At 68.2% G+C, this 19791-nt stretch carries 17 protein-coding genes; 4 read left to right on the top strand and 13 right to left on the bottom strand.

Annotated features, from left to right (window positions below):
- Positions 1-10 precede the first annotated feature (10 nt).
- A complete protein-coding gene (rpoH, locus tag U5O44_RS14610) occupies positions 11-943 on the bottom strand; it encodes an RNA polymerase sigma factor RpoH (protein WP_322590500.1) in 933 nt (310 codons plus the stop codon).
- A 114-nt stretch (positions 944-1057) separates the two neighbouring features.
- Here rpoH and U5O44_RS14605 point away from each other — a divergent pair, with 114 nt between their 5' ends.
- The gene (locus tag U5O44_RS14605; protein ID WP_322589182.1) at positions 1058-3115 is read left to right on the top strand and encodes a YhgE/Pip domain-containing protein; all 2058 of its coding nucleotides are present in this window, start codon (positions 1058-1060) and stop codon (positions 3113-3115) included.
- A 4-nt stretch (positions 3116-3119) separates the two neighbouring features.
- On the opposite strand, the gene U5O44_RS14600 is transcribed toward U5O44_RS14605, so the two are convergent.
- The 11 genes from U5O44_RS14600 to U5O44_RS14550 all read right to left on the bottom strand — a co-directional run bounded on the left by U5O44_RS14600 (position 3120) and on the right by U5O44_RS14550 (position 14649).
- On the bottom strand, positions 3120-3785 hold the full coding sequence (locus U5O44_RS14600; RefSeq protein WP_322589181.1) for a Crp/Fnr family transcriptional regulator: 666 nt from the start codon (positions 3783-3785) through the stop codon (positions 3120-3122).
- A gap of 194 nt (positions 3786-3979) precedes the next feature.
- Positions 3980-5539 (bottom strand): nitrogen regulation protein NR(I), encoded by a 1560-nt coding sequence (gene ntrC / locus U5O44_RS14595; protein ID WP_322589180.1) that lies wholly within the window; start codon positions 5537-5539, stop codon positions 3980-3982.
- A gap of 12 nt (positions 5540-5551) precedes the next feature.
- Positions 5552-6643, bottom strand: coding sequence for a nitrogen regulation protein NR(II) (gene glnL / locus U5O44_RS14590; RefSeq protein ID WP_322589179.1), 1092 nt, complete (start codon positions 6641-6643; stop codon positions 5552-5554).
- A complete protein-coding gene (locus U5O44_RS14585; protein ID WP_322589178.1) occupies positions 6640-7203 on the bottom strand; it encodes a hypothetical protein in 564 nt (187 codons plus the stop codon). The genes glnL and U5O44_RS14585 overlap by 4 nt, the downstream gene beginning before the upstream one ends.
- 84 nt (positions 7204-7287) lie before the next feature.
- Positions 7288-8703 carry a type I glutamate--ammonia ligase gene (gene glnA / locus U5O44_RS14580; protein WP_322589177.1) on the bottom strand — a complete coding sequence of 472 codons (1416 nt, stop codon included), beginning with the start codon at positions 8701-8703 and terminating at the stop codon, positions 7288-7290.
- A 220-nt stretch (positions 8704-8923) separates the two neighbouring features.
- The gene (locus U5O44_RS14575; RefSeq protein WP_322589176.1) at positions 8924-9721 is read right to left on the bottom strand and encodes a competence/damage-inducible protein A; all 798 of its coding nucleotides are present in this window, start codon (positions 9719-9721) and stop codon (positions 8924-8926) included.
- Positions 9718-10632: an EI24 domain-containing protein gene (locus U5O44_RS14570; RefSeq protein ID WP_322589175.1), complete on the bottom strand. Its 915-nt coding sequence runs from the start codon at positions 10630-10632 to the stop codon at positions 9718-9720. The genes U5O44_RS14575 and U5O44_RS14570 overlap by 4 nt, the downstream gene beginning before the upstream one ends.
- Positions 10633-10677: 45 nt before the next feature.
- Entirely contained in the window at positions 10678-11652 is a 975-nt protein-coding gene (locus U5O44_RS14565; protein WP_416222217.1) for a sterol desaturase family protein, read from the bottom strand.
- Between the two features lie 31 nt (positions 11653-11683).
- Entirely contained in the window at positions 11684-12478 is a 795-nt protein-coding gene (locus U5O44_RS14560; protein WP_322589173.1) for a polysaccharide deacetylase family protein, read from the bottom strand.
- A gap of 24 nt (positions 12479-12502) precedes the next feature.
- Positions 12503-13636, bottom strand: a complete 1134-nt coding sequence (locus tag U5O44_RS14555; protein ID WP_322589172.1) for a YncE family protein — start codon at positions 13634-13636, stop codon at positions 12503-12505.
- Positions 13637-13761: 125 nt separating this feature from the next.
- A complete protein-coding gene (locus tag U5O44_RS14550; RefSeq protein WP_322589171.1) occupies positions 13762-14649 on the bottom strand; it encodes a dienelactone hydrolase family protein in 888 nt (295 codons plus the stop codon).
- A 101-nt stretch (positions 14650-14750) separates the two neighbouring features.
- Between U5O44_RS14550 and U5O44_RS14545 the strand changes: the two genes are divergently transcribed.
- The 3 genes from U5O44_RS14545 to U5O44_RS14535 all read left to right on the top strand — a co-directional run bounded on the left by U5O44_RS14545 (position 14751) and on the right by U5O44_RS14535 (position 18738).
- Complete coding sequence (locus tag U5O44_RS14545) at positions 14751-16307, top strand: Ppx/GppA phosphatase family protein (RefSeq protein WP_322589170.1); 1557 nt, start codon at positions 14751-14753, stop codon at positions 16305-16307.
- Between the two features lie 65 nt (positions 16308-16372).
- Entirely contained in the window at positions 16373-18436 is a 2064-nt protein-coding gene (ppk1, locus tag U5O44_RS14540) for a polyphosphate kinase 1 (RefSeq protein WP_322589169.1), read from the top strand.
- Between the two features lie 59 nt (positions 18437-18495).
- On the top strand, positions 18496-18738 hold the full coding sequence (locus U5O44_RS14535; protein ID WP_322589168.1) for a sulfurtransferase TusA family protein: 243 nt from the start codon (positions 18496-18498) through the stop codon (positions 18736-18738).
- A gap of 29 nt (positions 18739-18767) precedes the next feature.
- On the opposite strand, the gene galU is transcribed toward U5O44_RS14535, so the two are convergent.
- A complete protein-coding gene (gene galU / locus U5O44_RS14530; RefSeq protein WP_322589167.1) occupies positions 18768-19634 on the bottom strand; it encodes a UTP--glucose-1-phosphate uridylyltransferase GalU in 867 nt (288 codons plus the stop codon).
- Positions 19635-19791: the final 157 nt, after the last annotated feature.

Raw genomic sequence — 19791 nt, 5'->3', positions numbered from 1 at the left:
GCTCTTCCGGTCAGGCGGTCTCGACCAGCGCCTTCTTCATCTTCTTCATCGCGGCGACCTCGATCTGGCGGATGCGCTCGGCGCTGACGCCGTATTCGGCCGCCAGATCGTGCAGCGTCAGACCGCCGGAGCCATCGTCGTTGACCTTGAGCCAGCGCTCCTCGACGATGCGGCGACTGCGGGCATCGAGCGTGTCGAGGGCACGCAGCAGGCCCGGACCGGCGAGTTCGTCCCGGTGGCGGGCCTCGATCGCACGGGTCGGCTCGTGGCGGTCGTCGGTCAGGTAGGCGATCGGGGCATGGGCGTTGTCTTCGTCGTCATCGCCGCTGGGGTCGAGCGCCACGTCGCCGCCGGCGAAGCGGGTCTCCATCTCGATGACTTCCTCGCGCTTGACGTTGAGCTGCGCGGCGACCTTGTCGATCTCGGCGTCGGACAGACCGGCGCGGTGGGTGTCGCCTTCGGCGGCTTCACCCTTGAACTGGCGCTTCATCGACCGCAGATTGAAGAACAGCTTGCGCTGGGCCTTGGTGGTGGCCACCTTGACCATGCGCCAGTTCTTCAGGATGTATTCGTGGATCTCGGCCTTGATCCAGTGCAATGCATAGCTGACCAGGCGCACGCCCTGCTCGGGGTCGAAGCGCTTGACGGCCTTCATCAGGCCGACATTGCCTTCCTGGATCAGGTCACCGTGCGGCAGGCCGTAGCCCAGGTACTGGCGGGCCACCGACACCACCAGCCGCAGGTGCGACAGCACCAGCCGGCCGGCAGCGTCCAGATCTTGCTTGTCCCGCAGCTTGCGCGCCAGGCTCGATTCTTCCTCGGCCGTCAGCATCGGCAGCCGGTTGACGGCGCTGATGTAGGCCTCCAGATTGCCGAGCGAAGGCACCAGGGCCCACGGGTCACGCAAGGAAATTGCGGTGGAAGATGAAGATTGCAGTTGCATGGTGGACATAGACTGTGCTTGCGTCCGGGAGTTCCCGACCAGTTTAGCACTCGTACTCAGTGAGTGCTAAAGCCGAGAAGGCAGGCAAAGGCCAGACTTGTGATTGTGAGAACGATGCATCGAAGACAAGGCGACCCGACAGACGACCAGACAACCGGCTGGTGGCGCGGCGTGCTGCTGCTGGCCCGGGCGGACTGGGCGTTACTGGCCCGGGACCGTCGCTTCGCCGTCGCGGTGGTCGGTGCGCTGTTCATCCCGGCGCTCTATGCACTGATCTGCCTGTGGAGCATGTGGGAGCCGAGTGCCCGCACCAGTGCCTTGCGGGCCGGTCTGGTCAATGCGGACACGGGCGTGACCTTCCGCGGCGTCACCACCCGCATGGGAGAGGACGTCAGCCAGACGCTGCTGCGGCAAGGCATGTTCCAGTGGCAGCGCTTCGACGACAGCGAAGCGGCCCGGCAAGCCGTGCGCCGCGGCGAGCTGAGCTTTGCCGTGCTGATTCCGCCGGACTTCAGCGAGCGGGCCGTGCCGGGTCGCGAGGCGGGGGCTGCCAAGCTGCTGATCTACACCTCGGAGGGCAACAACTACAGCGCAGCCGGCTTTGCCAAGCGCTTTGCGCCGGAGCTGGCCCACCGCGTCAACGAAGCGCTCAACGAGCAGCGCTGGGACATGGTGCTGACCTCGACGCAGGGCTCCCAGCTGAACCTGGCGACCCTGCGCGAACGGGTCCGGCAGCTGCGCGATGGCAGCCAGCTGCTGGCCGAAGGCGCACACCAGGCACGGCAAGGGGCCGGCGAGCTGACGCTGGGCCTCGGCAAGGCGGGGGAGTCGGTGGCGCAGGTCCACCGTGGTGCCCTGCAGCTCGCCGACGCCAGCACCCAGTTCGCCGGCGGCTGGCGCCAGTTGACCGGCAGCCTGCGCGCGCTCGACGCACACCGCCCGGCCAGCGCCGACTTCGACCCGCTGAAAACCGGCGTGCAGCGCCTGGTCCAGGGCCAGACCGAGCTGGGCGCCGGCCTCGACCAGCTCCACCACGGCACCCGCCAGCTGCAGGCCGGCGCCCAGGAGCTGCAGCGCAGCGCGGCACCGATCCCGCTGGTCGGCGATGGCCTGGCCGAAGGTGCTCAGGCGCTCGGCCACGGCGCCGAGCTGCTCGGGCTGGGTCTGGTGCAGGCCCGCGACCAGCAGCAGCGCCTGATCAGCGGCACCCAACAGCTGCAGACCGGCATCCAGACCGTGACAGGCGGGTTCACGCAGTTCAGCCAGACACTGCACCAGATCACCACGGCGCTCCCCGAGGACAGCCGCGTCGACGCCCTGCCCAATGGCGCACAGCAACTCGGCGTCGGCACGCTGGCCCTGAACGAGGGCCTGCGCAAGCTGCAGAACGGTCATGCCCAGCTGTCCGCCGGATTGACCCGGCTGGACACGGGCAGCGCACAGCTGCGCGATGGACTGGCACTGCTGGCTGGCGCCTTGCCGGGGGATCTGCCGATGCCGGAAGGCAGCGCCCGCGGCCTGGCCGACTCGGTCGAGCCCCAACTGGAGATCAACGCGCCCGTGGGCAGCGACGGCGCGGGATTCGCGCCGAACTTTGTCCCCATGTCCCTGTGGATCGGTGCCGTGACGGCCGCCCTGCTGTTCAGCCTGCGGCGCCTGCCCGACAACGCGCTGGGCCTGCGGCGGTCATCGCAGGTGACGGGCAAGCTGGTCTGGCCGATGGCCGTGGTGCTGGGTCAGTCGGCGGTGATGGTGGCGATGATGATGGGCGTTCTCGACATCCGCATCCATGCCCTGGGGCCGTTCATCGCCACGGTCGCGGCGGCCTCGCTGACCTTCCTGCTCATCCTGTTCGCGCTGGTGCGCTGGTTCGGCGAGCTGGGCAAGGTGCTGGGCATCTTCCTGCTGATCGTGCAGCTGTCCTCGGCCGGGGCGACCTTGCCCATCGAGCTGAGCACGCCCTTCTTCCAGGCGATTCACCCCTACCTGCCGTTCACCTGGGTGGTCCGGGCGTTCCGCGCCAGCATGTTCGGGGCGTATGACGGCCAATGGCTGACGCACTGGAGCGTGGTGGCCGCCTGTGGCGCGGCGGCCCTGAGCGGGGCCATGCTGGCGGGGCGCTGGAAGGTGATCGCCGCGGCGGACTACCACCCCGGCATCGAACTCGACTGAACCCTCAAGCCACCGAGCCGGCCAACGCGCGCAGCTCGTCCACGTCGCGCACCTGCACCTGGTAGCCGCGCACCGACAGCACGCCGCGCGACTCGAAGCTGCGCATCAGCCGCGACAGGGTTTCGGGCGACATGGCCAGTTGCTGGGCGATGTCGCGCTTGCGCTCCTGCAGGCGCAACTCGGCCTGGCCACTGACTTGCGGCAGGCGCTGCAGCAGCCACTGCGCCAGCCGGGCCGGTGCATCGTTGTGCAGCAGGTTGCGCGACGCCATCGTCATCTGCTCGACCTGCTGCGCCAGCGTCTCGCAGAACTGCTGGGCCAGCGTCGGGTGGCTGGGCATCTCGTCCCGCACCGCGTCGAGCGGCAGATCGGCCACGACCACGTCGGACAGCGCCTGGGCCTCCATGGCGTAGGGCTGTCCGAGCCAGGCGGCACTGACATCCAGCCAGGCCGGCCCGGTCAGGCTGCGCTCGGTGCGCAGTCCGCCGTCCGGGGCACGCGACCCCAGCACGACATCACCGGAGAGCAGCAGGACCAGCGCCTGTGCGGGGCCGCTGCGGTCGAGCACGGCGTCTCCGGCGGACACTTCGCGGCGGTGGGCCAGCCGCATCAGCAGCTCCACATCGGCCGACGACAGCGTGGACGCGGACAGCACCCTCAGCCAAGGCACAGGATCGGCTGCAGCGGGCGGCGCACCGGACAGACGGCGGCGGGGCCGGGGCCAGGGCCCCGCGAGGGGGGAATACATCTCCATGGGCGGCAATCTGTGCAGGTCGAACAGCAAGCGGGAAAGAATCTGCTTGCACTGTCGCCCATGTCGGCCGTCTGACTGTTGAGGCAGGTCAAACCCGACCAGCGCAAGATTCAATCGAGCCCCAGCTCCTGGATCTTGCGCGTGATCGTGTTGCGCCCGATGCCCAGCTTGTGGGCGGCTTCGATGCGCCGGCCCTTGGTGATGGACAGCGCCGTCTGGATCAGCCGTCCCTCGAAGAGACGGGTCAGGTCATCCCAGACCTGCGTGTGGCCCTTCTCCAGCAGCACACGGGCTTCGCGTTCGAGATCGTCGAGCCAGACCTCCGCCGAGGTTGATCCCGATCCTGAGGCCGACGATGACGTCGACACCGATTTCTCGCCCACCGGAGCGCCTCCCGCCAGTCCGCCCACGAACATGGGGGCGGCCGCCGACACGGACGCGGAGGCCTGGCCCGCGGACCCCGCTCCCCCGGCGTGCACGGCAGCAGACACCTGCGACTGCAGGCTCAGCGCATGGACATGCGCCTGGACCTCGGGCGGCAGATCCTTGGGGTCGATGGTCTGCGCCGGCGCCATCACGGTCAGCCAGTGGCAGAGGTTTTCGAGCTGGCGGACATTCCCGGGAAAGTCGAACAGAGCGATCTGCTGCAGCGCGAGATCCGAGATGCGCTTGGGCTCGACGCCCAGCTCCTTGGCACTGCGCTGCATGAAATGGCGGGCCAGCGCCGGGATGTCCTCGCGCCGCTCGCGCAGGGCGGGCAGACGCAGGCGGATGACGTTCAGGCGGTGGAAGAGGTCTTCGCGGAAGGCGCCGTCGCGCACCCGCTCTTCCAGATGCTGGTGGGTCGCGGCGATCACGCGCACGTTCGACTTCAGCGGCTGGTGCCCACCGACCCGGTAGAACTGGCCGTCCGACAGCACCCGCAGCAGCCGCGTCTGCAGGTCGAACGGCATGTCGCCGATCTCGTCGAGGAAGAGCGTGCCGCCTTCGGCCTGCTCGAAGCGGCCGCGGCGGGTGGCCTGCGCGCCGGTGAAGGCGCCGCGCTCATGGCCGAAGAGTTCGCTTTCCAGCAGATCCTTCGGGATCGCCGCGGTGTTGATCGCGACAAATGGTCCCCCTGCGCGCAGGCTGTGCTTGTGCAGCGCCCGCGCCACCAGCTCCTTGCCCGAGCCGGATTCCCCGGTGATCAGCACCGTGACATTGCTCTGGCTGAGCCGGCCGATGGCGCGGAAGACGTCCTGCATGGCCGGCGCCTGGCCGAGCATCTCGGGCACCTCGGTCGTGGCTTCGTCGACGCTTTCCTCGCGCAGGCTCTCGTCCACCGCGCGCCGGATCAGCGCCACCGCCTTGGGCAGATCGAAAGGCTTGGGCAGGTATTCGAAGGCCCCGCTCTGGAACGCCGACACGGCGCTGTCCAGATCGGAATAGGCCGTCATGATGATGACGGGCAGGCCCGGGTGGCGCACCTTGACCTTGGCCAGCAGGTCGATGCCCGTGCCACCCGGCATGCGGATGTCGCTCACCAGCACCTGCGGCGCATCGTCTTCCAGCGCGGCCAGCACATCACGGGCATTGGTGAAGCTGCGCACGGGCAGGTCTTCACGGGCGAGGGCCTTCTCCAGCACGAAGCGGATGGATTGGTCGTCGTCAACGATCCAGATGGGTTTCATGGGCGGGTGCGCTCAGGGCAGAGGAATCTGTATCTTGAACAGCGTGCACCCGGGTTCGCTCTCGCATTCGATCAGGCCGTGGTGCTGCTGGATGAAGTCCTGTGCCAGCGTCAGCCCGAGGCCTGAGCCCCCTTCCCGGCCGGAGACCAGCGGGAAGAAGATGCGATCACGGATCTCGGGTGGCACGCCAGGTCCGTTGTCTTCGATATGCAATTCCAATGCCAGCCGATAGCGCTGGCGCCCGATCGTGACCTGCCGCGCTGCACGGGTGCGCAGCACGATGCGCGCATCGCCGTCGTCCATGCGCCGATGGGCCAGTGCCTGGGCGGCGTTGTGGGCGATGTTGAGCACCGCCTGGATCAGCTGCTCGCCGTCGCCGCGGAACTCGGGCAGCGAGATGTCGTAGTCGCGCTGCACCGACAGGCCCTTCGGGAACTCGGCCAGGATCAGCGAACGCACCCGCTCCAGCACTTCATGGATGTTGACGTCCGCGACCATGTGCGGGCGGCGGTGTGGCGCGAGCAGCCGGTCCACCAGCGCCTGCAGCCGGTCGGCCTCGTGGATGATGACCTGGGTGTATTCGCGCAGCGCCTTGCTCTCCAGGTCCATCTCCAGCAGCTGGGCGGCGCCGCGGATGCCGCCCAGCGGGTTCTTGATCTCGTGGGCGAGGTTGCGGATCAGCTCCTTGGTGATGCGGGCCTGGTCGAGGGTGCGGGTCTCGCGGTCCTGGCGGGTCTGCTGCTCGATCTCGACCAGCTCCAGCAGCACCTGCTCGCCATGGTCGATCTGGGTCACGATGGCATGGACCGGCAGCGGCTCGCTGGACGCCGCACCGGGCGGCCGGCGCAGCAGCGCTTCGAGCCGGGCAGTCGCGAACTCGTTGGCCACGACCGAATCGAAGGTGACCTTCAGCGTCCCCGGATCGACGAACCAGTCGAACACCCGCCCGCGCTGCAGCGCCCGCCGCGGCAAGCCCAGCACGCTCTCGAAGGCGGCATTGACATAGAGGCAGCGGCCGTCGCGGCGCAGCACCGCCACCATCGTGGCCAGGTGGTCGAAGGCGTCGAAGGTGTGGGCTTGGGCGTGGGAGCGTGTCAGGTTCATGGTGCGGGCAGCTTGGCGAGTTCACGCTTGAGGGCGGCGATGTCGGCCTCCTTGCGGGCGATGGCCGCCTTCATCTCGGCCACGCGCTCCTGGTAACGCGCGTAGTTGCGTTCGTCGCCGCGGCGCTCGGGCTCGCCGTTGTTGAAGTCCTTGCGCAGAGCGGCCAGGCGCTCGTCTTCCTTGGCCAGTTCGGACTCCAGGATGCGGCGGGCGTCGCTGTCGCGGGCGCGCTGCTGCGCAGGATCGACCCGCATCTCGCCACTGGCGCGCACCGCAGGGGCCGCACTGCTGCCGGCAGGCCGCGCCGTCGCCCCCTCCCCGCCGCTGCCGCCAGCACTGGCCGGCGGACGCCGCACGGGCGACTGCACGATCGTCACCGGCGCGCCGTCCAGCGTCTTGCAGCCCAGCTCGGCCGCCTCCTTGGCGCTGTACTGGTCGGTGTAGAGGTTGCCGGGGCAGCGGTAGACCGGCCGCTCCTGGGCCAAGGCGGTGGCGGCACCCGCCGCCAAGGCGGCCGCCATCGTCATGCGCAGAACGCGCTGCGGGGTAGTCGTGTTCATCGCGGCAGTATGGCCCATGAAAAAGGCGACCCGCAGGTCGCCTCTGGTACACACCGGACCGCGCAGGATCCGGTCACACACCCATCACAGGGTGTAGTACATGTCGAACTCGATCGGATGGGTCGTCATGCGCATGCGCTGGACTTCCTGCATCTTCAGTTCGATGTAGGCATCGATGTACGAGTCGGTGAACACGCCACCCTTGGTCAGGAACGCGCGGCCCTTGTCCAGGTACTCCAGTGCCTGTTCCAGCGACGAGCACACGGTCGGGATCAGCGCGTCTTCTTCCGGCGGCAGGTGGTACAGATCCTTCGTGGCGGCTTCGCCCGGGTGGATCTTGTTCTCGACGCCGTCCAGACCGGCCATCAGCAGCGCGGCGAAGCCCAGGTACGGGTTCATCAGCGGATCCGGGAAACGCGCTTCGACGCGGCGGCCCTTCGGATTGGCGACGTACGGAATGCGGATCGAGGCCGAGCGGTTCTTGGCCGAGTAGGCCAGCTTCACCGGGGCTTCGTAGCCCGGGACCAGGCGCTTGTAGCTGTTGGTGCCGGGGTTGGTGATCGCGTTCAGCGCACGGGCGTGCTTGATGATGCCGCCGATGTAGTACAGCGCGAAGTCGCTCAGGCCGGCATAGCCGTCACCGGCGAACAGGTTGACGCCATCCTTCCACACCGACTGGTGGACGTGCATGCCCGAACCGTTGTCGCCGACGATCGGCTTCGGCATGAACGTGGCGGTCTTGCCATAGGCGCCCGCGACGTTGTGGATGATGTATTTCTGCAGCTGGACCCAGTCGGCGCGCTGGATCAGCGTGCTGAACTTGGTGCCGATTTCCATCTGGCCGGCGTTGGCCACTTCGTGGTGGTGCACTTCGACCGGGATGCCCATCGATTCGAGGATCAGGCACATCTCCGAGCGCATGTCCTGGCCCGAATCCACCGGCGGCACGGGGAAATAGCCACCCTTGACGGTCGGGCGGAAGCCCTTGTTGCCGTGCTCGTAGTCCTTGCCGGTGTTCCAGGCGGCTTCTTCCGACTCGATCGAGCAGAACGAACCCGACATGTCCGCACCCCAGCGCACGCTGTCGAACACGAAGAACTCGGGTTCCGGGCCGAAGAAGGCGGTGTCGCCCAGGCCGGTGGACTGCATGTAGGCTTCGGCGCGCTTGGCCAGCGAGCGCGGGTCGCGCTCGTAGGGCTTGCCGTCGGCCGGGTCGATGACGTCGCAGGTCAGGATCAGCGTCGTCTCTTCGAAGAACGGGTCGATGTTGGCCGTGTTGGCGTCGGGCATGAGCTGCATGTCCGAGGCTTCGATGCCCTTCCAACCCGCGATCGACGAGCCGTCGAATGCGTGACCCGACGTGAACTTGTCTTCATCGAAGTGGGAAACGGGCACGGAGACGTGCTGTTCCTTGCCACGGGTGTCGGTGAAACGGAAGTCGACGAACTTGACTTCGTTTTCCTTCACCATCTTCATCACGTCGGCGACGGTCTTGGCCATCAGGAGGCTCCTAGCGAGTAGCGAGATCAGAAAGGGGGGTGTTTGTAGGGCAATCAGCCAAGCTGAGAACCGCCAAGGAATGTAGCAGAATCCATGCCCGATCCCTTTGACGGTGCAGGCGCTTTGCAAGCTGTTGCCGACTCGGGTTCATCTGGTGAAATTCGGCCCATCCCGAGCACCGCAGTGCAGCATATGTTGCGCAACGCACCATCAAAGTGCATCAACGCACCATTTCAGGGCCCAGATGGATGTGCGGCGCGTCCAGCCCCTGCCGCAGCGCGGCGTAGGCCTGCAGCAGCAGGTCACCCGGGCGTCCCTTGACGCCGAGTTCGATGTGCCGGCCATGCACCGGATGGTCCACGCTGGGCAGGCTGAAGACCTTGATGCCCTCGAAACGGGCCTCGATGTCGATCATCAGCGGCGTGAGGCTGGCTTCCATCGAACCGTAGACGACGATGGAGCGCTCTTCCTGCACACCACCGCCATGCAGGTGCGCATAGCGGGTGTCGAGCAGCGCCTCGATCATCGGGTGCGCCATCACGGGAAAGCCGGGAACGAAATGCACGTCACCGACCGAGAAGCCGGGGATCTTGTTGTACGGGTTGGGGATGATCTGCGCGCCGACCGGGAAGACGCCCATGTTCGTGCGGTGGATGGTGTCGGGGTGGTTCGGGTCGTCGCTCCAGCCCTTCTCGATGGCCATCTGGCGCACGCGCTCCATGATGAGTTCGTGGGCTTCGGGGTGCAGCGCCAGCGGCACGCCGAGCGCGGCGGCCGCGCACTGCCGGGTGTGGTCGTCGGGTGTGGCGCCGATGCCGCCGCAGGAAAACACCACATCGCCGCTGGCAAACGCCGTGCGCAGCGTGTCGGTGATGCGGCGCGGGTCGTCGCCGACGTAGGTGCTCCAGGCCAGTGAGAGCCCGCGGGCCGACAGCAGTTCGATGACCTTGGCGAGGTGCTTGTCCTGGCGTTTGCCCGAGAGGATCTCGTCGCCGATGATGATGAGGCCGAAGTTCATGGGAGGGCGATGGGTGGGATGGAATCGGGAACGGAACCGGAGCCCGCCGTCGGGCCGCCGGGCAAGGCAGGTGCAGCCGGCGCAGGCGTCACCACCGGCGGCAGCACCTCGACGGCCTGCTCGCGGCGCAGCTCGTCAAGTGCGGCCAGGCCGTAATGCGTGAACCACAGCGCCGCCAGCACGAACACCAGCGTGTAGAGCCAGACGAACACCGGGATCAGCAGCGGCATCATCGGCAGCGCCAATGCCCCCATCGCCCAGATCAGCGACGGTGCGGCGCCCAGGTAACCCGAGACGATGCCGATGACCAGCAGCGGCGTGCGGTGTCGGCGCATCACGGCCAGGCGCTCGTCGTGGGTCGCGTGGTCGGCCAGCGCGTCGTAGACCATCACGCGGTAGGTCAGCCAGCCCCACACCAGCGGCGGCACCAGCAGCGCCAGCGGCGGGATCACCCACAGCGGCAGGCTGACCACCAGCACCGCCAGCGCGAACACCGTCGAGCCCAGCGACCACCACAGCGCCTGCCACCAGCGCCCCCCGTGCTGGCGCTCCAGCATCTCGAAGCGGCGGCGGGCGACGAGGTTGACCACCGTCGAGCCCATGAACACCGACACCAGCAGCAGCGACGCCACGATCATCACCGGCACCGCCAGCACCACGACGATCAGCGGGCCGATCACGTTGCGGAAGACGCCGCCGGTGAACTGGTCGATCCACTCGGTCACGGGCGCGAGCAAGGGGGTATCGAGCATGAACTGCCGCACGCCTTCGATCGCCGGCTCCCAGAAGAACCACGCCAGGCCAAACGCCAGGCTGCCGAGCAGCAGCACCGGCAGCAGCGACAGGAAGATCACGCGCGGAAGCAGGCAGTAGCCCAGTGCGCGCCAGAAGGCATCGAGGACTTTGGACATGGCCGCCAGCATAGCGACTCGGCGCCGCCCATGCTGAGGTCCCGGTCAGGCCCGCCCGACCAGCCGCAGCAAGCCCAGCCGCTGCTGCGCCCAGAAGCCGCGCCCGTAGTCGCGCCCGCCCGCCTCAGGGAGCTGGTCGCGGATGCCGGTCGGCTCCAGGCGGCCATCGAAGCGTGCGGTCCCGAACAGCACGTCCCACACCGGGAACAGCACCGAGAAGTTGTGCCCGCCCAGCGTGCCTGGCCCGGCCGATTCGTGGCCGAGGCCGATGGCGTGGTGCGTCCGGTGGAAGCGCGGACTGACCACCAGGCGACTGCCCAGCCAGCCGAAGCCCAGCCGCACATTGGCATGCGACAGGTTCTCGACCAGTTGCGACACCGCCACCGCCGCGACGAACTGCCCCGGCGCGACCCCGATCGCATGCCCGATCTGCACGATCAGGATGTCCACAATCAGCGAGTCGAGCAGGTGGTTGCGGTTGTCGGTCCACATCGTCATCTGCCGCTGGCTGTGGTGGACCGCATGCAGCGCCCACCACCAGTCCCACTGGTGCTGTGCCCGGTGGATGCCGTAGTTCACCAGGTCGAACACGACGAGGTACAGCAGAAAACCCGCCAGCGCCGTGTCCGTCACCCCCGGCCAGAGCGGCGCCAGCCAGGCGTCCAGGTGCACCCCCGCGACGCCCTGCACCGCCAGCCAGCCCCACAGCGCTTCCCACAGCGGATCGACCGCGAAGAACAGCACCAGCCGGAACAACCCGAGCTGGTGGAGCAGCGTGTAAAGCACGTCGGTGCGCACCGCCGCGCGGTCGGTGACGGCCTCGGCCGGACGCCAGCGCTGCAGCGCCCCGAACACCCCGACGATGACCCCCAGCTGCAGCAGCCCGATCAGTAACCAGCCGGTCGCGTTGTAGGCATCCACCAGGATGGACGCCCCCCCCAGCCCGAACACCACCGGCTGCACGAGCGTCTCGAACAGCCATTGCTGGGTCCGCCCGAAGGCGTCGATGAGCGTGTCGATCATGGGGTCACGGAATCACGGGTTGACGGGTTCAGGGTCGGGTCGGCGTGGCGCGCAGGGCGTCCCGGTAGGCGGGATGTTCGGCCAGCGTCGCGAAGCAGTGGCCGCGCTGCTTCAAGCCAGCGATCAGCGGCTCCAGCACCGCCGGCGCCCACGGCTCTTGTCGCGACCAGATGCCCAGGTGCGCCAGCAGGATGTCGCCAGGCCGGATGTCACGCAGCGCCTTGTGCAGCAGCGCCGCGTTGGGGAATTTCTCGCTCGACAGCTCGTCGCCGAGGAAACCGGCCGGGCTCCACGGCACATGCGCCCAGCCACACCGCGCCGCCGCTGCCAGCAGCGCAGGCGAGGTCTTGCCCCCCGGCGCGCGGAACAGCGGCGCCACGCGCTGGCCGGTGATCTCGGTGAATCGAGTGGCGGGGCGCTGCAGCTCGGCGCAGTAGGCTGCAGTGTCCATCCTGAGTGTCCGGTTCGCCTGCGGACCGAAGGTCGGGCGCATGTCGAAGCTGCCGTCCGCCCGGTCGGCACGCCAGTAGACGTGATCGAAGGTGTGCGAGCCGAACAGGTGGCCTTCCGCGGCGCGGGCCTTCCACCAGGGTGCCCATTCAGCGTCCAGGCTGCCGCCATCGGTCTTCGTGCGCTCGTTGGCGAGGAAGAAGGTGGCCTTGACCTGCTGGCGCGCCAGCACCTCGGCCACCAGCGGCGCCACGCCCATGTGGCCGGTGTCGAAGGTCAGGAACAGCGGCTTGGCGCAGGAGGCCGCCTGCCCGCTGCCAGCGACCAGCACCAGCACGGCCGCCGCCACACCTTGTGCGATCGGGCGCTTCATCATGTTCTCGCTGCCGTCACCGACTCAAAGCCGCCCGGCGTGCTCCAGCGTCCACACGCCGTGCGGCGACTTGCCGACGTTGACCTGGCGCACCACCTTGCGCTGCTCGGTGTCGATCACCGTCAGCTTGCCGGCCCAGCGCGAGGCGACATAGATGAACTTGCGGTCCGGCGAGAGGTCCATGCAGTCCGGACCGCTCGGCGCCGGATAGTTGTCCACCACGGTGAGCGTCTGCGTGTCGATGCGGCTGATGGTGTTGGCCACGCGGTTGCTGACCAGCACATGCCGCTTGTCGCCCCAGGCGCGGAAGGCGTGGGCGCCGGCGCCGGTCGGGATGCGCTTGATCAGCTTCGGCGGGTTGACGCTTACGTCATACGCCTCGACCACCGCATCCCCAGTCAGCCCGACCAGCAGCGTCTTGTCGTCCGCGGTCAGGTAGACATCGGCGGGCATCTTGCCGCAAGGCACGGTCCAGCGCATGGTCTGGGTGGCCAGGTCGATCGCGGTGAGCTGGTCGCTGTCCTGGATGCTGACGTAGACGACGGTGGACTTCGTGTCGATCATCAGGTGGCTGGGCGTCTTGCCGGTCGACAGGCGCTTGGCCAGGGCCAGTTCGAACCCGCCCGCTGCGGGAAGCGTGACCCGATACAGATCCACATGGTTGAGCCGGTTCGCCGCGGTGACGAACCACCGCATGTCCGGCGAGAAGCGCAGGTGGTAGGGGTCGATGATGTCGGGCAGCGTGCGCTGGATCTGGCCCGTGCGCGGGTCGACCAGCGTGATGGTGTTGCCGACCGCATTGGCCACCAGCAGCGATTTTTCGTCCGGCGAGAGGTAGAGGTGGTGCGGCTCCTTGCCGGTGGGCAGGCGCCGGAGTTCGGTCATGGTGACGGGATCGATCACGCTGACGGTCGCGTCCAGCGAGTTGAGCACGAAGATGGGAGGACGCGCACCGGCTGTAGCGGGTGCGGGTGCGGACGCAGCGGTGGACGCCGCTGGCGTCGGCGCGGCAGGGGCTGCGGAAGCAGCCGGCGCAGTGGTCGGTGCGGGTGCCGAGGCAGCCCCAGCGGACGCCGCAGCATCCGGCACGCGGGCATCACAGGCCGCCACGAGCAGAGCGGCAGCAGGAGACAACAGGAAACGGCGGCGCGAGGTCATGCAGCGGAAGGTCCATCCAGGAAGCGGTGCGGCAGTGTACTGGCGGCACCTGAAGCCCATCCCCCTGTGGACCCCCCTGCTTGACCGCGGTCAACCGCAGGGTCGACCGGTGCTCACCTTGCAGTTCAGGCCACGCCGTTGGCCTTGAACCACGCCAGACAGCGCGCCCAGCCGTCCTGCGCTGCAGCGGGTCTGTAGCTCGGCCGGTAGTCGGCGTGGAAGGCGTGGGGGGCGTCCGGGTAGACGACGAACTCGGAGCGTTTCGCAGCAGCACTGCCCGCCGCCAGCGCCGCCTTCATCTTCTCGACCGTGTCCAGCGGAATGCCGGTGTCCTTCTCGCCGTAGAGGCCCAGCACCGCCCCCTTGAGGTCACCGGCCAGGTCGACCGCGTGCCGCGGCGTCAGCGCCGTCGTGTTGCCCACCAGCCGCCCGTACCACGCCACTCCCGCCTTGACCGCCGGGTTGTGCGCGGCATACAGCCACGTGATGCGTCCGCCCCAGCAGAAACCGGTGATGCCGAGGCGCGCCGTGTCCCCGCCGTTGGCCGCAGCCCAGGCCACGGTCGCATCCAGATCGCCCATGACCTGCGCATCGGGCACCTTGGAGATGACCTCGGCCTGCAGCTTGGCGATCTCGCCATAGCTGCCTGCGTCGCCTTGGCGCACGAACATCTCGGGCGCGATGGCCAGATAGCCCAGCCGGGCGAAGCGCTTGGCGACATCGGCGATGTGCTCGTGGACACCGAAGATCTCACTGATCACCAGCACCACGGGCAGGTTCTTGCCCCCCGCCGGTGCGGCGCGGTAAGCGGGCATCTTGAAGCCGTTCACGTCGATCGTCACCTCGCCGACCGTCAGCCCGTCCGCGGGCGTGTTGATGACGTTCTGCGCCACCACCGGCAGCACCGCCGCCGCGAAACCGCTGCCGATGGCCGTCTGCACGAAATTGCGCCGGGTGAAAGCCTGACTGGGGGTGAGGCTGTCGAACTCGGCTTGGTTGACGGGGTCGGTCATGGGAGGTCTCCTGGTCGGTCGAGGGTGGAGATGCATTCTAGAAACGCCTGCGACACGGTCACTTGTCACATCTCCTCGCCGCAGACATGGACAATGGCGCCATGCTTTCCCAGAACCTTCTCCCCGCGCCGCCTGCGCCACCCGCTCCGCCCTCTGCGGGCCCGTCCTGGCGCGGCGTGCTCGCCGCGATCGACATCGGCTCCAACAGCTTCCGGCTCGAGATCGGCCAGACCAGCCGCGGCCGCTACCGTCGCCTCGACTACCTCAAGGACACCGTGCGCCTGGGTGCAGGCCTGGATGCCGACGGCTTGTTGAGCGAGGAGGCCGCGCTGCGCGGGCTGGCCTGCCTGGCGCGCTTTCGCACCCGGCTGGCCGGCATCCCGGCCCGGCAGCTGCGCGCCGTCGCCACGCAGACACTGCGCGAGGCGACCAACCGCAATGCCTTCCTGGCCCGGGCCAGCGAAGCCCTGGGGCATCCGGTCGAGGTGATCTCCGGGCGGGAAGAGGCGCGGCTGATCTACAAAGGCGTCGCGCGGCTGCAACCCTCGGACCGGCAGCGGCTGGTCGTGGACATCGGCGGGCGCTCGACCGAGATGATCATCGGCGTCGGATCCACGCCGCTGCAGGCCGAATCCTTCCGCATCGGCAGCGTCAGCCTGTCGATGCAGTATTTCCCCGACGGCCACTTCACCGCAGAGCGCTTCCAGGCCGCCCAGATCGCCGCTGGCGCGGAACTGGAAGAGGCACTGGCGCAGTTCTCGCACCAGAACTGGGTCGAGGCACTGGGGTCGTCCGGCACGGCGGGCGCAGTCTCGCAGCTGCTGGTCGCCAACGGCATCAGCGACGGCGTGATCACGCCCGAGGGTCTGGACTGGTGCATCGCGGCCTGCCTGCGTGCCGGCCACCAGGATGCGCTGAAGCTGCCGGGACTCAAGCCGGAGCGCCGTGCGGTGCTCGGCGGCGGGTTGGCGATCCTGCGCACGCTGGCGGCGCAGTTCGGCATCGAGGCGCTGCAGCCGGCGCGGGGTGCGCTGCGCCAGGGCGTGATCTTCGACCTGGAAGAGCGCATGGCCGCCGACCGCGACCCCGCCCACCACGACCTGCGCGACGACACGGTGGTCGAGCTGCAGCAGCGCTTCCGCGTCGACGTGGCCCAGGCGCGTCGGGTACAGGACATCGCCATCCGCTTGCACCGGCAGGTCCAGCCCCGCGCCGCACTCGACCTCCAGCGCGAACTCGGCTGGGCCGCTGCGCTGCACGAGATCGGCATGATGGTGTCGCACCACGACCACCACCGCCACAGCGCCTACCTGATCGGCCATGTGGACGCCCCCGGTTTTTCGCAGACCCAGCAGCGCCGGCTGGCCGATCTGGTGCTCGGCCACCGCGGCGGGCTGCGCAAGATCGAGGCCGCGCTGGCCGACCCGGTGCTGGCGCAGCAGGTGCTGGTGCTGCGGCTGGCGGTGCTGCTGTGCCACGCCCGCAGCGCGCCGGACCTGCCGCTGCCCCAGCTCCACGCCGAGGGTCGCCTGACCGTGCTGGCCTTCTCCGCCGACTGGGGCCGCACGCACCCGCGCACGCTGCACCTGCTGCAAGCCGAGGTCGACGCCTGGGCCAAGGTCAACGCCACGCGGCTGCAGACCGTGCAAACCGGCTGAGACTTCCGGCGCGGCAGCCGACCGACCGTCACAAACAGGTCATGCAGGGGGCATAGCATTGCAGGATGTCTGAACCTGTCTCGACCACACCCGCCGCGCCACTACCCCTGCTCAGCCGGGAACGGGCGATTCTGGAGTTCAACCGCCGCGTGCTGGCCCAGGCCCGGCGGGCGGATGTGCCCTTGCTGGAGCGGCTGCGCTACATCTGCATCGTCTCGTCGAACATGGACGAGTTCTTCGAGGTGCGCTTCTCCGACGCGCTCGACGCGGCCCGCCTGCCCGACAGCGGCACGAGCCATAGCGATCTGGCCGTCGTCGCCGCCGACGCCCATGCGCTGATCGACGAGCAGTACCGCATCTTCAACGACGAGGTCATGCCCGTGCTGGCCGCCGAGCAGATCATCATCGTCAACCACGCCGACCGCAACGCAGCCCAGCGGCAATGGGTGGCCCAGTTCTTCCACCGGGAAGTGCAGCCGCTGCTGGTGCCGGTCGGGCTGGACCCGGCGCATCCCTTTCCGCAGGTCGCCAACAAGTCGCTGAACTTCATCGCGCAGCTGGCCGGCATCGACGCTTTCGGGCGCGAAAACACCATCGCCATCGTCAAGGTGCCGCGGGTGCTGCCGCGGGTGATCCGCCTGCCGGAGCGGCTGTCCGACGGCCAGCAGGTGTTTGTCCTGCTGACCAGCGTGATCCGGGCCCACCTGGGCGAGCTGTTCCCGGAGCGGGAAGTGACGGCGTTTTCGCAGTTCCGCGTGACGCGCGACTCGGACATGGATGTCGACGAGGATGACGTCACCAACCTGCGCCAGGCCCTGCGCAGCGAACTGACGACGCGCCACTACGGCCGTGCCGTGCGCATCGAGGTGGTCAATACCTGTCCGACGCGCCTGTCGGACTTCCTGCTGACGCAGTTCGACCTGCCCGCTGCTGCGCTCTACCGCGTCAATGGCCCGGTCAATCTGGGGCGCATGAACACGCTCATCGACCGCGCCGACGCGCCGGCCCTGCGGTTCGTCCCCCACGAACCGTCGTGGCCGACCGACCAGCTCCCGCCTGGCCACCGGGTCATGGACTGCATGGCCGAGCGCGACATCCTGACCCACCAGCCCTTCGAGTCCTTCGACCCGGTGCTGCAGTTCCTGCGCGAGGCAGTGGAAGACCCGCAGGTGCTCGCCATCAAGCAGACCATCTACCGCACCGGCAGCGAGTCGGTGCTGATGGACCTGCTGATCGAGGCGGCGCGGCGTGGCAAGGAAGTGCTGGCGGTGGTGGAGCTGAAGGCGCGCTTCGACGAGGAAGCCAACATCAACTGGGCCGACCGGCTGGAGGCGGTCGGCGTGCAGGTGGTCTACGGCATCGTCGGACTGAAGACCCACGCCAAGCTGCTGCTGGTCACCCGCAAGGAAGGCCGCCGCCTCGTGCGCTATGGCCACTTGTCGACAGGCAACTACAACGCCAAGACCGCGCGCCTCTACACCGATGTCGGCTTCCTCACGACCGATCCCGAGATCACCGCGGACGCGGACGCCGTGTTCCTGCATCTGGCCAGCCTGAACACGCTGCGCCCGACCCGACAGCTGCTGGTGGCGCCCTTCACGCTGCAGTCGACGATGGTGACGCTGATCGAGCGGGTCGCCGACGCTGCCCGGGCCGGACAGCCGGCGCGCATCGTCTGCAAGTGCAACGCCCTGACCGACGTCACGCTGATCCGCGCACTGATCGCCGCTGGACAGGCGGGCGCCGAGATCGACCTGATCGTGCGTGGCGCCTGCGCGCTGCCGCCGGGACTGCCAGGACAGACCGATCGCATCCGGGTGCGCTCGGTGGTCGGGCGCTTCCTGGAGCACACGCGGGTGCTGTATTTCCGCTGGGGACCGCAGGAATCGGACGAAGCGCTGTATTTCAGCAGCGCCGACTGGATGTCGCGCAACATGCTGCGCCGCATCGAGATCGCCTGGCCGATCCGGGACGCCGGCCTGCGCCAGCGCGTGATCGACGAATGCCTGGTGCCCTACCTGCGCGACGAGCGCGATGCGTGGACGCTCGACAGCACCGGCCGCTACCAGCGTGTCGGCGAGACCGGCGTGAGCGCCCAGCAGGCGCTGGCGCAGCGTTACCAGCGCTGAAAACCCGCGCACGGCGAACGGACCGGCGTGACTAGAATCAGGGCCGCCAAGGAGCCCCGATGGACACCCAGACCACTGCCGACAAGGAAATCGACACCCGCGGGCTCAACTGCCCGCTGCCCATCCTGAAAGCCAAGAAAGCGCTGGCGGACCTGGCCAGCGGGCAGGTGCTCCGGGTGCTGGCGACCGACCCGGGCTCGCTGCGCGATTTCCAGGCCTTCGCGCGCCAGACCGGGCACGCCCTGCTCGGGCAGGAGACGCTGCCAGGCAACGAGTTCGTCCACCTGCTGCGCCGGCGCTGAGGCCGGCACGGACACAGGCGGTCAGGACATCAGAACTCCAGGTTCTTCAGGTACTGGCGGAACGAGTCGCCAAGTTCCGGGTGCTTCAGGGCCAGCTCGACGTTGGCCTCCAGGAAGCCTTCCTTGCTGCCGCAGTCGTAGCGGCGGCCTTCATAGCGGTAGGCGAACACCTTCTCGCGGCGCAGCAGCGCGGCGATGCCGTCGGTGAGCTGGATCTCGCCGCCCACGCCGCGCGGCTGCGTGGCGATCTCATGGAACACGCCCGGCGTCAGGATGTAGCGGCCCGCCACGCCCCAGCGTGACGGCGCGGTTTCCGGCGACGGCTTCTCGACGATCTTGCTGACGTCCATCACGCGGTCGTTGACCAGCGTGCCGGCGACGATGCCGTAGCGCTTGGTGTGCTCGGCTGGCACTTCCTGGACAGCCAGGATCGACGCGCGCCATTCCTGGTACTGCTCGACCATCTGCGCCAGCACCGGCGGCTCGCCCATCATCAGGTCATCGGCCAGCAGCACGGCGAACGGCTCGTTGCCGATCAGCCGCTGCCCGCACAGCACCGCGTGGCCCAGGCCCAGCGCCTGCGCCTGGCGGACATAGATGCACTCCATGTCCTTGGGCTTGACACTGCGCACGACCTCCAGCAGCTCGGTCTTGTTGGCGTTTTCGAGCGCCACTTCCAGCTCGAAGGTCATGTCGAAGTGGTCTTCGATCGGGCGCTTGTGGCGGCCGGTCACGAAGATCATCTCGCGCACGCCGGCCGCGTAGGCCTCCTCGACCGCGTACTGGATCAGCGGCTTGTCGACCACCGGCATCATTTCCTTGGGCTGCGCCTTGGTGGCGGGCAGGAAACGCGTGCCCAGACCGGCAACGGGGAAAATGGCTTTCTTGATTTGCATGTGCGGACAGACCCTGTGAAAAAAGGTTGGAATGGAGTTGAAGAAATCGTTAAAGGACGCCTAAACCACGTCAACTGCTTCAATTCTGGCACGGGAACGTGACCATTCGGCGCGTGATCAGGGGGGCCTAAGGCACTGGCGTGCTGATTACCATCCA

The organism is Sphaerotilus sp. (assembly GCF_034519685.1).
In the GTDB taxonomy this organism is placed as follows: Bacteria; Pseudomonadota; Gammaproteobacteria; order Burkholderiales; family Burkholderiaceae_C; genus Sphaerotilus.
The sequence above is the reverse complement of the archived record's forward strand: the minus strand, read 5'-3'. Positions and strand labels throughout refer to the sequence as shown.